The sequence below is a fragment of the Saccharopolyspora sp. NPDC049426 genome, from assembly GCF_040676935.1.
In the GTDB taxonomy this organism is placed as follows: domain Bacteria; phylum Actinomycetota; class Actinomycetes; order Mycobacteriales; family Pseudonocardiaceae; genus Saccharopolyspora.
In genome coordinates this window covers 333,065-345,285 of the sequence record NZ_JBFAPZ010000002.1, presented here as the reverse complement: position 1 = coordinate 345,285, position 12,221 = coordinate 333,065, and the positions used below count along the sequence as shown (strand labels likewise).

Below are 12,221 nucleotides of genomic sequence, written 5' to 3'. Positions count from 1 at the left end.
TCCGTCTCCTCGACCGACAGGACTCGCCATGCCCGTGCTCAGTGAGAACGGCGCCTCGCGCGCCGGTGTCAGACGGATCGGCCTGGCCAGCGGGGTCGGATCCACGCTGGAGTTCTACGACTTCGCCATCTACGGCACGGCCGCGGCCCTGGTGTTCGGGCAGATCTTCTTCATCAGCGGCGACTAGTGGTTCGGCTCGTTCCTGGGACTGGCGACCTTCGCCGTCGGTTTCCTGCTCACCCCGCTGGGGGCGCTGCTGTTCGGGTGGATCGGCGACCGCTACGGGCGGCGGTTCTCGCTGCAGCTGACGTTCGTGGTGATGGGTTCCTCGACGTTGCTGATGGGCGTGCTGCCGTCCTACCTGGCGATCGGCATCACCGCGCCGCTGCTGCTGATCGGGCTGCGCATGTTGCACGGTCTGGCGCGCGGCGGGGAGATCGGCGGGGCCGCGGTGCTGGCCGTCGAGCACGCACCGCCGCACCGGCGAGGGCTGTACGGGTCGTTCGCGACGATGGGCTCACCGCTCGGGCAGCTGCTGGCCAACCTGGCGTTCGCGCTGGTGCTGCTGATGCCGATGCAGGACGTGATCGCCTGGGGCTGGCGCGTGCCGTTCCTGATCGGCGGTTTCGTGCTGGCGCTCGGCGTGTGGGCGCGCCGCGGCATCGACGAGACACCGGAGTTCGTCGCCCTGGCCCGCGACCGCGAGGTGCCGCTGCTGGCGGTGTTCCGGCAGGACTGGAGGCGGCTGCTGCTCGCCGCGGGGGTGAACCTGGGGCTGAACGCCAACATGTTCATCCTCGCGACGTTCATGCTGTCCTACGCCACGGCCGCCGAGCCGCAGGGACTCGCGCTGCCTCGTCAGCCGATCGTGATCGGCAGCATGATCGGGCTGCTGTGCCACGCGATCACGATCGTGCTGGCCTGCTGGTTGTCGGACCGGGTGGGCCGAAAACCGGTGATGATCTCCGGTGCGGTGGGTGCGCTGGTGTACGCGCTGGTGATGTTCCGGATCGCCGACATCGGCACGCCGCTCGCCGTGGGCCTGGCGGTGATCATCGGGTTCACCATCGGTGGATTCCTGTGGGGACCGCTGCTGACCTACTACTCGGAGCTGTTCACAGTCGAGCAGCGGCAGTCCGGCGTGGGTCTGGCGTTCCAGATCGGCAGCGTGCTCGGCGGCGGCTTCGCGCCGATGATCGCCAACCGCCTGATCGCCGTGACCGGCAGCTCGACCTCGGTCGGCTGGTACATCGCGGCCGGTCTGCTGGTGTCCCTGCTGTGCCTGCTCCGCCTGCCCGAAACCGCGCCCGCGCGCACGAGAGGAGCCCGATGACCGAGTCGACCATCGCCGCGCTGACCAGGCGGATCGAGGTCCTGGAAGCCGAGGCGGACATCCGCCGCATCCAGGCCCGCTACATGTTCCTGTGCGACTCCCCGTGCCCCGAGTTCGCGGTGCGCGACGACGCCGAGCGCATCGACGCGATCATGGAGCTCTACGCCTCCGACGCGGTCTGGGAGGGCGTGGGTGAGCACTACGACGGCCAGTTCGGCCGCGCCGAGGGGCACGCGGCGATCCGGGCGCACTTCGAGCGGTTCTGGAGCCGGGAGCGGGACCCGGCGCTGCTGCTCAACGCGCACTACCTGACCTCCGAGCAGATCCACGTGCGCGGTGATCAGGCCACCGGGTTGTGGATCCACGTGCAGCCCTGGCTGTTCGCCGACGGCAGCGGTGTCCTGCGTTCGAGCCGGCTCAACAACGCCTTCCACCGGGAACCCGATGGCTGGAAGATCACCCGCACGCGCACGGAGAACGTGTTCGTCGCTCCCCTCCCCGACCGGTTCGCCTCCGACCACCCGACCACCTCGGTGCTGCTGCGGGACTCTTGACGCCAACGGACCTATCCGACCCGGGCGTTGCTGCCTAGTCTTGGTCTTCCCCTGGTTCGCCTGGAGGGACGATGACGACGACGCTTTCCGCTCCGGTGGTGCACATCGTCGACGACGACGAGGCGCATCGGCGGTCGCTGGTGTTCCTGCTGCAGACCGTCGGAGTTCAGGCCCTGACCTACCCGGACGCCGCCGGGTTCCTCGCCGAGTTCGACCCCGACGAGCCCGGTGTGGTGATCGTGGACGTCCGGATGCCGGGCCTGAGCGGTTTCCAGCTGCAGGAGGAGCTGTCCGAACGCGAGTACCCGGCGCCGGTGATCTTCTGCTCCGCGCACGGCGACATCCCGATGTCGGTGCGGGCGATGCGCCTGGGGGCGGTGGACTTCCTGGAGAAGCCCTACGAGCCGCAGCGCATGCTCGACGTGGTCCAGGACCAGCTGCGCGAGGCCGAGCAGTGCTTCACCGCCCACGCCGAGCGGCTGCGCGTGCGCGGGCGGGTCGCCTCGCTGACGCCGCGCGAGCGGGAGGTGCTGCGGCTGGTCGTGGACGGGCGGTCGAGCCAGCTCATCGCCCGCGACCTGGACACGAGCGTGAAGACCGTTGACGTGCACCGGGCCCGCATCAAGGCCAAGACCGAAGCCGAGAGCCTGGGCACGCTCGTCCGGGACCTCCTCCAGCACGGGGTGGACGTTTAACCCGCTTCGAGGCCTCTGGCCGTTGCCAGCAAAGCGGTTTCGCCGTTGTGGTGGCCGATGAGCTGGATTCCCAGCGGCAACCCGGTTTCGTCGCGCGGGCCGGGGACCGCGGCCGTCGGGAGGCCGAGGGCCTGCCAGGCGCGGCTCATCACCGGGTCACCGGTCGCGTCAAGACCGCGCGGAGCCGGTCCCGGGGCGGCGGGACCGAGGATGGCGTCGCTGGATTCGGTGAGCCGCTCCACGTGCCGGTTCGCCTCGACGACGACTCGCCGGGCCTCGTCGTACTCGGCGGCGGTGGTGGCCGCCCCGGTGCGCAGCAGAGTGGCCAGGTGATCGCTGAGCTCGTCGGCCGCGGCGAGTTCCTCGGCGCGTTCCCGCGCCGCCTCGTAGGCCATGACCACCGGGTGAGCTTCGGTGAGTTCGGCGATGAGCTGTTCCTCCGGGAAGGCCGTGACCACCGCGCCCCGGTCGGTGAGGGTCGCGCAGGTGGCTTCCAGCGCCGCGCTCATCGCGTCGTCGACCCCCAGCGAGGACGCGTTCCAGCGCAGCAGGCGAGGTGCGCGGTTCGGCGGCGGTTCCGGGGTGCCGGTGAGCGCCGACCAGGCCAGGGCCAGGTCGCCTGCGGTGGCGGTGAACACGCCGTGCGAGTCCAGGTTCGGTGCCAGGCCCACGACGCCGTCGGTCGGGAACCTGCCGTGGCCGAGCACCAGCGAGGCGACGCCGCAGAACGCGGCGGGCCGGGTGACCGAGCCGGCGGTCTGCGAGCCGAGCGCGAGCGGGACCTGCCCGGACGCCACGGCCGCGGCCGATCCGCTGGACGACCCGCCCGGGGTGTGCTCGGGCGCTGCCGGGTTGCGGGTGGGGCCCGGGGAGAAGAACGCGAACTCGGTGGTCACGGTCTTGCCGATCGGCGTGGCCCCGGCGGCCCGCCACGCCCGCACGATCGCGGCGTCGGCGGTCGCGGGTGGGGCGTCGGCGCGGAGCGCCGAACCGCAGCGGGTCGGCGCTCCCACGACGTCGATGATGTCCTTGACCGCCAGCGGAACTCCGCGCAGCGGACCTTCCGCGAGAGCGGGTTCGGACAGGTGCTCGACCCACGCCCGCAGGACGGGATCGGTGGCGGCGATCCTGCTGCGGCTGCGTTCCAGCGCCTGGGCCGGGGTGGTGCGCCCGGCGGCCAGGTCGGTGACCAGTTCGCGCAACGACCACGGGTTCCACAGCGTCACGGTCGCTCCCACTCGGCATCGGCGACCCAGTAGTCCATGCCGGAGGCGCTGACGCCGTGCCGCCACGGCGAGGTGCGGCGCAGCAGCGGTTCCACCTCGGCGGTGGCGGTGTCGGCTGCTGCAGGGCCGTCGGCGGCGACCAGCCAGTGCACCCACTCGACCTCGCGGCCGGAGGCGTCGTGCACGAACAGGTCCACGTGTCGCCAGCCGTAGCCGTGGGTGTCGTTGTAGCAGGTCAACGTCATGTTCCGGTCATCCACGATGTGCTCCCGCGAGGCTGTGGAACTCCCGCTGGAAGTACACCAGAGCGCCGCTGCCGGAGCGCGTGATCACCCGCTCAACCTCGACGAACATCACCGAGTGCGAACCCTGCGGGCGCACCTGGCCGAGGTGTCCGATGACCGACGCGGCGGCGTCGCGCAGCACGGGCACCTCCGCGAAGTCGCAGACCGCTCCGGCGAACCGCTCGTGCATCGGCAGCCCGGTCGCGCCCGCGAACCGCAGCGCCAGGTCCTGCTGGCCCGAGCCGAGGACGTTGACGCAGACCCGCTCGTTGCCCGCCAGCACGTCGTGGGCGTGGCTCGATCGGTGCACGCACACGAGCATGGTCGGTGGGTCGTCGGTGACCGAGCAGGCCGCGCTGACCGTGATGCCGGCGCGTCCGCGCGGGCCGTCGGTGGTGACGATGTTGACCCCGGCCGAGAGGTTCGCCATCGCCGCGCGGAACTCGCGCTGGGCGGGCGTCAGATCCGCCACGGTGCCTCCTCCCCGCTGGTTCCTCTCGAAACTACGGCCGCCGGCGGGCCCGCGGGTATCGAGGATTCCCCGGCGCGGCCTGAAGCTTTCCCCTAGAGCGGTCGTCTACGCCGAGGGAAGGGAGAAGCCGAACACCGAGCCGCCGCCTTCTCGCGGCCGGCACCAGATGGAGCCGTGCTGGCGGTTGATGATGCGATAGCTGAGCGCGAGCCCGATGCCGCTGCCGTGCTCCTTGCTGGTGAACGATTCGGCGAACACGTCCTTGCGCACGCCCCGGCCCCGGTCGGCGACGGTCACGGTGCCTCCTTCGTCCCGGGTTTCGGTGACCAGCTCGATCCTCCGCTGCTCGGCGTCGCCCTCGACGATCTCGTCGATGGCGTTGAAGCACAGGTTGAGCACCACCTGACCGGTCAGCACCCGCTCGCAGCGCACCGGCACCGGCTGGTCGCTCAACCGCACCTCGACCTCCACGCCGACGGCCGCGGCGCGCAGCCGCACGAAGTAGAGGCACTCGTCGATCACCGCGTTGAGGTCGGCGACCTGCTCGACGTGTTCGAGGTGGCCGACGAACGAGCGCAGTGCGCTGACGATCGCCGAGACCCGATCGATCTGGCGGTTGGCGCTGTCCAGGCCGTACGCGAGCTGCCCGGTCGTGCCCTCGGGGACCTGCCCGGAGGTCTCCAGCACTTGCGCGCGGGCGTGCACCCCGGCGATGAAGTTCGCCGCCGCGGCCAGCGGCTGGCCGAGCTCGTGGGCGATGGCCATCGCCATGTCGCCCATCGCGTTGTAGCGGGCCAGGTAGTTCTCGTGGCGCAGCTCCAGCTCGCGCCGCTCCTCGCCGCGGACCCGGGTGGAGACGTCGTGCAGGATCATCAGGAACGCGTCGACGTCGCGCAGCCGCTCCAGGCTTCCTTCGAGGGTCACCGGTTCGGCTCCCGGGATCTCCAGCCGCACCGGCTCCACCGGGTCGGCGGCGGCCGCGGCCTGCACCCAGCTGACCTCGGTGCCGTCGCGGCGCAGCCGGGCGTGGGACTCCAGCAGCAGTCCGACGGGTGGATCCGCGTCACCCGACAGGCCGAGGTGCGCCAGGGCGGTGTCGGTGGCGAAGCGGATCGTGCCTGCCGAGTCGAGCATGAACGCGACCGTCGAGGTGTGCCGCGCCAGCGCGTCGACGTAGGAGGTGGTCTGGCGCAGCTCGCGCTCCACGCGCTGCTCCCGCTCGACGTCCCGGAACTGAACCATCACCGCAGGTCCCTGGGCCAGTTCGACGCGCACCGCGATCGCCTCGGTGGGGATGACCCGGCCCGACCTGGACCGGTAGTGCCACTCGATGCGGCTCATGCCCTTCTCGCCCGCCTCGTGCAGCCACGCCCGGCCGATCACCCTGTCGTACTGCTGGGCGGAGCTGCTCATGTGGTTGGCCTTCAGCGGGCGCAGCTCGGTGACGCTCCACTCCAGCAGCGCGCAGGCCGCCGGGTTCGCCCACAGGATGTTCTTGGTCGCCGCGTCGTGGATCAGCACGCACAGGTGGGAGGCGCGCATCATCGCGACGAAGTCGGAATCCACCAGTTCGGGCGCCTGCGAGTCGACCACCATTGGGCCAGACTAGGTTCTGTCGAAGTGGCGGAGCCACTTTCTCTTTCTGGTGACCACTCTCGACGCTCGCACCGCCGGGGGTTCTGAGCGGCATCGTGGCGAGCACGCCGCGACGCCGATGTCCACCCCTGGGGTAAGGGGCATACATAAGGAGTGGCGCGCGGAGTCCACGAAGCCGCTCAGGATCCCCCACCCGCACCGCCACGCAGGTGGTCTTCGACGCCACACCTGAAGGATTCCCCTACTGGGTGCTTGGGCAATCCCGATGTCGCGCGGCGTGGCCGCTGCTTAGCGTCGGATCAACGTGACGACAGGAGCGTGCCATGCCCCAGGGATTCGCCGGCGACGCGGCGTGGGAGGCCGTGCTGGCCGAGCTCACCGAGCGCCGCGAGGAGTTCCACGCGCAGTCCTACGTACCGCCCGACTTCGTCGCCCGGCTCAAGGAGCTCGGCATGTTCCGCGCCTCCACCCCGGCGAGGTTCGGCGGTGAGCCGATGCCGCCGCCGGAGTTCCTGCGCGGTGTCGAGCGCATCGCGTCGGTGGACGGGTCGACCGGGTGGGTGGCCGGTTTCGGCTCGGCCGGGACGTACCTGGCGTGCCTGCCGCTCGACACCCAGGCCGAGCTCTACGCCGACGGGCCCGACGTGGTGTACGGGGGCGCGATGTTCCCGGTCAACCCGGTCACCCCGACCGAGCGCGGATACCTGGTCAAGGGGCGGTGGCGGTTCGCCAGCGGCTGCATGGCCGCCGACGTCCTCAGCGTCGGCATCCCCGGTGACGCCGATGGCGACAACCGGCCGCGCGCGGCGATGCTGCGGCCCGAGCAGGTCGAGATCGTGCAGGACTGGGACGTCTCGGGGATGCGGGCGTCGGGCTCGTTCGACGTGGTCGTCGACGACGTCGAGGTTCCTCGCGAGTGGACGTTCATCCGGGGTGGCGGGTCCTGCGTGGACGAACCGCTCTACCGCTACCCCACCATCGGCTACCAGGCGCAGGTGCACGCCGCCGTGGGTCTCGGGGTGGCGCGGGCCGCCCTGGACTTCGCCTCCCGGGCGGGTTCCCGCACCGGTGTCACCGGGGCTCCACCGCTGGCCGACCGCGCCTACTACCGCACCGGGTACGCCCAGGCCGTGGCCGCGATGCGCTCGGCGAGGGCGTTCTACTACGAGGTCGCCGAGGAGGTCTGGGACGCGGTGGCCGCGGGCGGCGAGGTCAGCGACGAGCACAACGCGCTGGTCCGGCTCTCGGCCACCCACCTGGCCGCGACGGCGGCGCAGGTCGTGCACGAGGTGTGCGGTTTCTCCGGGACCTCCACCATCGACAACTCCCACCCGCTGCAACGCATGCGCCAGGACTCGCAGGTGCCCGCGCTGCACGCGTTCCTGATGCCCTCGATGTACGACGCCGCGGGCGCCGTGCTGCTGGGCAGGCCGCCGACCGTCCCCGGTTTCCGCTGATCCCGCCACGACACAGGAGTTCCCATGGCCAATCCGCCACTGCGCGTGCTGTTCTGCATCGGCATCAACCAGAACTTCTTCGACCTCCCGCGCGACGGGGTCACCGCCGGCGACGTGTGGACGGCGTTCGTCGAGATGATGGACGGCATCAAGGCACTGCCCGGGGTCGACTTCATCGGCGACATCGACGACGACAGCCACCTGGTCGGGCCGTCCGATTCGTGGCCGTGGACCTGCTACCTGCTGGCCGACGTCGACACCCAGGAGACCGTCAAGGCCGCCTGCAACCTCTTCCGGACCGTCCAGGTAGGACGGTCGGAATGGAAGCTGTGGAAGTACGCCAAGATCGAGGCCCGGATCGGCCGGGCGCTCACGCCGCGCGAGTACTGAGGTGAGACGATGCACTCCGAGATCACCGCGAGCAACGTCCACGACCTCGCGCCCGCCGACCTCGTCGCACCCGACCGGGTGGCGGGCCGGATCTACACCGACCCGGAGATCTTCGAGCTGGAGATGACCCGGATCTTCGAGCGGACCTGGGTGTGGGTCGCCCACGACAGCGAACTGCCCGAGCCGGGCACCTTCAAGTCGACCCACGTCGGCAGGCAGCCGGTCATCGTCACCCGGGACCGGCACGGCGAGGTCCGCACGATGCTCAACCGGTGCCGCCACCGGGGCGCGAGCCTGTGCGAGCGGAAGACCGGTCGCGCCAACGGTTTCACCTGCCCCTACCACGCCTGGTCCTACGGGCTGGACGGCTCGCTGCGCGGCCTCCCCTACCCCGACGGCTACAACGGGGTGATGGACCGCAGCGGGATGGGGCTCAAGCGGCTGCGCACCGAGTCCTACGGCGGGATGATCTTCGCGACGTTCACCGACGACGCCGAACCGCTCGCCGAGTTCCTCGGCGATGCGCGGACGTGGATCGACCGGTTCATGAAGCAGGGCGGAGGGTACCCGGTGAAAGTGCTGGGCACGCACCGGTTCCGGTTCAGCGGGAACTGGAAGATCCAGCTGGAGAACACCACCGACGGCTACCACTTCCCGATCGTGCACCGGTCCTGGATGGCCTCGGTGGACGCCGAGACGGCGAACATGATGAGCTTCATGACCGATCCCGCGGCCATCACGCACGACCTCGGCAACGGCCACTCGGTCATGCAGATGGTGCCCGAGCACTCCGATCTCGACGCCGACGACGGCACCGAGAAGCTCCAGGACCGCTTCGGCGGCCTCATCTCCCAGCTGGAGTCGGCGGGAGTCGACCAGGCCGAGATCCGGCGGCTCGTGCGGGCGATGCACGGGACCGGGTTCAACCTCAACCTGTTCCCGAACGTGTCGATGTCGATCTCGTTCTTCCGGGTGCTGCGCCCGATCAGCGTCGGCGAGACCGAGATCGAGCACATCGCGATCGGCCCGGACGGACCCGCGGAGATCACCGGCCCGGTCAACCGCGAGCGGTTGCGCGCCCACGAGCACTTCCAAGGCCCGTTCGGGTTCGGCACACCCGACGACGCCGAGGGCTGGGACCGCGTGCAGCGCGGCACCGCGGGCGCACCGGAGATGCCGATCATGGTCAACCGCGGGTTGGGGCGCGAGAAGCCCTCGCCGGAGGGCTGGCCGACCTCGCACGTCACCGACGAGACCGGCATGCGCGCCGCCTACGAGAAGTGGAAGCAGGTGATGGGCGATGACTGATCTGCGGACCCCGACGACGCTCGACGACGTGCGCGTGTCCCGCGCGATCGAGCTGGTCTGGCGGGAGGCCGACCTGCTCGACCGCAAGGACTACGCCACCTGGCAGGGCCTCTACGCCGACGACGGCGTCTACGTCATCCCGATCGACCGCGACGCCGAGGAGTTCGACGACGTCCTCAACATGGTCTACGACGACCAGCGGATGCGGCGGTTGCGGGTGAACCGGATGACCGAGGGGTACGCGATCGCCGCCGTCGACTCGGCGATCACGGTGCGAACGGTCTCCCGCTTCGTGACCACCGAGGTCTCCGACTCGGAGGTGTCGTTGCGCGCCGCGCAGGTGCTGGTGGCCTACAAGCGGGGCACCCACGACCTGTGGGCCGCCGACGTCGACTACACCGTCCGGCTGGGCACCGCGCCCGCCGGGGACGCCCTCGTGCGCAAGGTGGTCCGGCTGGTCAACAGCGAGGACGCGGTGCCGGCGGCGGGGTTCCTGCTGTGACCGCCGTGGTCACCGGAGGCGCCAACGGGCTGGGCCAGGCCATCGCCCGGCGCCTGCACGCGGAGGGTCAGGCCGTGGCGGTCGCCGACGTCGACGGCACCGGGGCGGTGGAGCTGGCCACCGCGCTGGATCCCAGCGGTGAGACCGCGCGGGGGTACTCCGCCGACGTGGCCGACCGGGCCGCGCTCACCGGCCTCCTGGACTCGGTGCTCGCGGACTTCGGGCCGGTGCGGGTGCTGGTGAACAACGCGGCCCGCACCCGGGCCACGCCGCTGTTCGAGATCACCCCGGAGGAGCTGGAGGCGGTGATGGCCGTCAACTTCACCGGAACCTTCAACGCCTGCCAGATCTTCGGCGCGCACATGGCCGAGCAGGGCTACGGCCGGATCGTGAACATGGCCTCGCTGGCCGGGCAGAACGGCGGCACCGCCACGGGCGGCCACTACGCCTCGTCGAAGGGCGCGGTCATGTCGGCCACGAAGGTCTTCGCCCGCGAGCTCGCCGCCCGGGGCGTGACGGTCAACGCCGTCTCCCCCGGCCCCCAGGACTCCCCGATGGTCCGCGACATCGTCGGCGAGCAGAACCTGGAGGCGTTCCAGCGCAACATCCCGGCGGGCCGGCTCGGCGACCCGGCGTTCGTCGCCGACGTGGTGGCCCTGCTCGCCTCACCGGGCGCGCACTCGGTCACCGGCGCGTGCTGGGACGTCAACGGAGACCTGTTCATGCGGTGAACCGGACGGACTTCCGCGTGATCGGTGGCCCCTTGTCCCCGCGCCCGGCGTCGCTTAGCGTTCCACCGGGCGCGAGGGAGGAGCGACGTGGGTGCAGCGGATCGGGACATGCGGGCGGAAGTGCTCATCGACGCCCGACCGGAGCACGTCTGGCGGCTGCTGACGCGCACCAGGACCCACGCGGACGCCAGTCCGGAGCTCGTGGCGATGCTGCCGCTCAAGCCCGGTGGATTCCGCCGAGGGCAGTGGTTCCTCGGCGTGAACCGGCGCAAGGCGGCGGTGTGGCCGACCCGCAACGTCGTGACCGTCTTCGAGCCGCAGCGGCGGCTGGCGTGGGACACCACGACCAGCGGTGCCCGCTGGATCTTCGAGCTGGAGCCCACCGACTCCGGAAGCCGGCTGGTCCAGCACCGGGTCCTCACCCGGGCACTGCCGAAGATCAGCACCGCGTTCGCCACCGTCGCGCTCGGCGGCGAATCCGAGCACGCCGACGAGCTCGAAGCCGGAATGCTGGAAACGCTCCGCCGCATCAAGGCAGCAGCCGAGTCATAAAGGGCTGCTCATGAGTGCGGCGAAGGCCTCTGTTTCAGGTGTGGGACTCAGCCTGCACCGCCGCAGGTTCTGAGCGGTTTCGTGGCGAGTACGCCGCGACGCCGATGTCCACCCCCTGGGTAAGCGGAATACATAAGGCGTGGCGCACGGAGTCCACGGAACCGCTCAGGTTCTGCCACCCGCACCGCCAAGCAAAGCGATCTCTCAACAGGTCCCGACGTAGACGGTGTTGGCTGATGTGCCGCCGGTGTAGTGGTTGTCGAAGCGGACGACGTGGGCGGTGACGTCGTCGAAGACCTCGGCGAGGTCGCGGGTGAAGCCGTCCTCGGGCGGATCGTCGGACCACAGCGCGAAGACGCCGCCCGGACGCAGGTGCGCGGCCATCTTCCGCAGACCGTCGGGGGCGTAGAAACCGGCGTGCCCGCTGTCGAGCACGTTCTGCGGGGAGTGGTCGATGTCGAGCAGGATCGCGTCGAACCGCCGACCGCTGTCGAAGCCCTCGGGTGATGCGGCGAGCGCGAAGAAGTCCCCGTGCACGAACCGGTTTCGCGGATCTCCGGTCAGCTCGGGCGCGAGCGGGAGCAGTCCGCGCTGGTGCCATTCGATGACCTCGCCGAGCCCTTCCACGACCAGCAGCGACCGCACGCGCCGGTCCTCCAGCGCGGCCCGCGCGGTGTAGCCCAGTCCGAGGCCGCCGACCACGACGTCGAGGTCCGATCCGGACGACTTCGCCAGGCCCAGCCGCGCGAGTTCGACCTCGGCGACGGTGAACAGGCTCGACATGAGGTACTCGTCGTCGAGCTTGACCTCGAAGACGTCCACGTCGAGCACCGGGTCCCGGCGTCTCCGCAGGCTGATCGCACCGATCGGCGTCTCCTGCCAATCGAGCTCCTCGAACCGCACACCCACAGCGCCACCTCTCCCGAAAACGTCGACCCTACCCGCCACCTGGCCCAACACCCCACAACCGGTCCCATCGGGAACCGGGATGGCGTTTTCACCGGATGCCGCAACGTTCGAACGTCGGGCGGCCTCCTCCGCAACGAATGCGGCTTCTCTGTACACGGTTGCCTCGCTAACGTTGCCCGCCGAGCGCGGTGTGGCAGCTCACGTCGAACCGG

The 12,221-nt window shown here is 70.5% G+C and carries 15 protein-coding genes; 10 read left to right on the top strand and 5 right to left on the bottom strand.

Annotation, left to right across the window (positions count from 1 at the left end; genetic code table 11):
• Positions 1–28: 28 nt before the first annotated feature.
• The 4 genes from AB0J78_RS04775 (at position 29) to AB0J78_RS04760 (ending at position 2,582) form a co-directional block, all read left to right on the top strand.
• On the top strand, positions 29–187 hold the full coding sequence (locus AB0J78_RS04775) for a hypothetical protein (protein ID WP_363787001.1): 159 nt from the start codon (positions 29–31) through the stop codon (positions 185–187).
• A 15-nt stretch (positions 188–202) separates the two neighbouring features.
• Positions 203–1,333: an MFS transporter gene (locus AB0J78_RS04770; RefSeq protein ID WP_363787542.1), complete on the top strand. Its 1,131-nt coding sequence runs from the start codon at positions 203–205 to the stop codon at positions 1,331–1,333.
• Positions 1,330–1,887: a nuclear transport factor 2 family protein gene (locus tag AB0J78_RS04765; protein WP_363786999.1), complete on the top strand. Its 558-nt coding sequence runs from the start codon at positions 1,330–1,332 to the stop codon at positions 1,885–1,887. The genes AB0J78_RS04770 and AB0J78_RS04765 overlap by 4 nt, the downstream gene beginning before the upstream one ends.
• A gap of 71 nt (positions 1,888–1,958) precedes the next feature.
• Positions 1,959–2,582 (top strand): response regulator, encoded by a 624-nt coding sequence (locus AB0J78_RS04760; protein WP_363786997.1) that lies wholly within the window; start codon positions 1,959–1,961, stop codon positions 2,580–2,582.
• On the opposite strand, the gene AB0J78_RS04755 is transcribed toward AB0J78_RS04760, so the two are convergent.
• From AB0J78_RS04755 to AB0J78_RS04740, 4 genes are all read right to left on the bottom strand, one after another.
• Positions 2,579–3,808 (bottom strand): amidase, encoded by a 1,230-nt coding sequence (locus AB0J78_RS04755; RefSeq protein ID WP_363786995.1) that lies wholly within the window; start codon positions 3,806–3,808, stop codon positions 2,579–2,581. The two genes, AB0J78_RS04760 and AB0J78_RS04755, sit on opposite strands and share 4 nt — an antisense overlap.
• Positions 3,805–4,068 (bottom strand): hypothetical protein, encoded by a 264-nt coding sequence (locus AB0J78_RS04750; RefSeq protein WP_363786993.1) that lies wholly within the window; start codon positions 4,066–4,068, stop codon positions 3,805–3,807. Before AB0J78_RS04750 ends, AB0J78_RS04755 begins: the two co-directional genes overlap by 4 nt.
• On the bottom strand, positions 4,061–4,564 hold the full coding sequence (locus tag AB0J78_RS04745; RefSeq protein ID WP_363786991.1) for a flavin reductase: 504 nt from the start codon (positions 4,562–4,564) through the stop codon (positions 4,061–4,063). The genes AB0J78_RS04750 and AB0J78_RS04745 overlap by 8 nt, the downstream gene beginning before the upstream one ends.
• 105 nt (positions 4,565–4,669) lie before the next feature.
• Positions 4,670–6,160, bottom strand: a complete 1,491-nt coding sequence (locus AB0J78_RS04740) for an ATP-binding protein (RefSeq protein WP_363786989.1) — start codon at positions 6,158–6,160, stop codon at positions 4,670–4,672.
• A gap of 323 nt (positions 6,161–6,483) precedes the next feature.
• Between AB0J78_RS04740 and AB0J78_RS04735 the strand changes: the two genes are divergently transcribed.
• From AB0J78_RS04735 to AB0J78_RS04710, 6 genes are all read left to right on the top strand, one after another.
• On the top strand, positions 6,484–7,617 hold the full coding sequence (locus AB0J78_RS04735; RefSeq protein ID WP_363786987.1) for an acyl-CoA dehydrogenase family protein: 1,134 nt from the start codon (positions 6,484–6,486) through the stop codon (positions 7,615–7,617).
• Positions 7,618–7,641: 24 nt separating this feature from the next.
• Positions 7,642–8,007, top strand: a complete 366-nt coding sequence (locus AB0J78_RS04730; RefSeq protein WP_363786985.1) for a hypothetical protein — start codon at positions 7,642–7,644, stop codon at positions 8,005–8,007.
• A gap of 9 nt (positions 8,008–8,016) precedes the next feature.
• The gene (locus tag AB0J78_RS04725) at positions 8,017–9,315 is read left to right on the top strand and encodes an aromatic ring-hydroxylating dioxygenase subunit alpha (RefSeq protein WP_363786983.1); all 1,299 of its coding nucleotides are present in this window, start codon (positions 8,017–8,019) and stop codon (positions 9,313–9,315) included.
• A complete protein-coding gene (locus AB0J78_RS04720) occupies positions 9,308–9,817 on the top strand; it encodes an aromatic-ring-hydroxylating dioxygenase subunit beta (RefSeq protein WP_363786981.1) in 510 nt (169 codons plus the stop codon). The genes AB0J78_RS04725 and AB0J78_RS04720 overlap by 8 nt, the downstream gene beginning before the upstream one ends.
• Positions 9,814–10,548: an SDR family oxidoreductase gene (locus AB0J78_RS04715; protein WP_363786979.1), complete on the top strand. Its 735-nt coding sequence runs from the start codon at positions 9,814–9,816 to the stop codon at positions 10,546–10,548. Before AB0J78_RS04720 ends, AB0J78_RS04715 begins: the two co-directional genes overlap by 4 nt.
• Before the next feature lie 87 nt (positions 10,549–10,635).
• Positions 10,636–11,100, top strand: a complete 465-nt coding sequence (locus AB0J78_RS04710) for an SRPBCC family protein (protein ID WP_363786977.1) — start codon at positions 10,636–10,638, stop codon at positions 11,098–11,100.
• Between the two features lie 204 nt (positions 11,101–11,304).
• Here AB0J78_RS04710 and AB0J78_RS04705 read toward each other — a convergent pair whose 3' ends face one another.
• Entirely contained in the window at positions 11,305–12,009 is a 705-nt protein-coding gene (locus tag AB0J78_RS04705; protein ID WP_363786975.1) for a spermidine synthase, read from the bottom strand.
• Positions 12,010–12,221 lie beyond the last annotated feature (212 nt).

Excerpts from the sequence above, each read along its gene's own strand:
- AB0J78_RS04775 (WP_363787001.1), top strand. The coding sequence starts at position 29 with ATGCCCGTGCTCAGTGAGAACGGCGCCTCGCGCGCCGGTGTCAGACGG.
- AB0J78_RS04765 (WP_363786999.1), top strand. The coding sequence starts at position 1,330 with ATGACCGAGTCGACCATCGCCGCGCTGACCAGGCGGATCGAGGTCCTG.
- AB0J78_RS04760 (WP_363786997.1), top strand. The coding sequence starts at position 1,959 with ATGACGACGACGCTTTCCGCTCCGGTGGTGCACATCGTCGACGACGAC.
- AB0J78_RS04740 (WP_363786989.1), bottom strand. The coding sequence starts at position 6,160 with ATGGTGGTCGACTCGCAGGCGCCCGAACTGGTGGATTCCGACTTCGTC.
- AB0J78_RS04735 (WP_363786987.1), top strand. The coding sequence starts at position 6,484 with ATGCCCCAGGGATTCGCCGGCGACGCGGCGTGGGAGGCCGTGCTGGCC.
- AB0J78_RS04730 (WP_363786985.1), top strand. The coding sequence starts at position 7,642 with ATGGCCAATCCGCCACTGCGCGTGCTGTTCTGCATCGGCATCAACCAG.
- AB0J78_RS04725 (WP_363786983.1), top strand. The coding sequence starts at position 8,017 with ATGCACTCCGAGATCACCGCGAGCAACGTCCACGACCTCGCGCCCGCC.
- AB0J78_RS04720 (WP_363786981.1), top strand. The coding sequence starts at position 9,308 with ATGACTGATCTGCGGACCCCGACGACGCTCGACGACGTGCGCGTGTCC.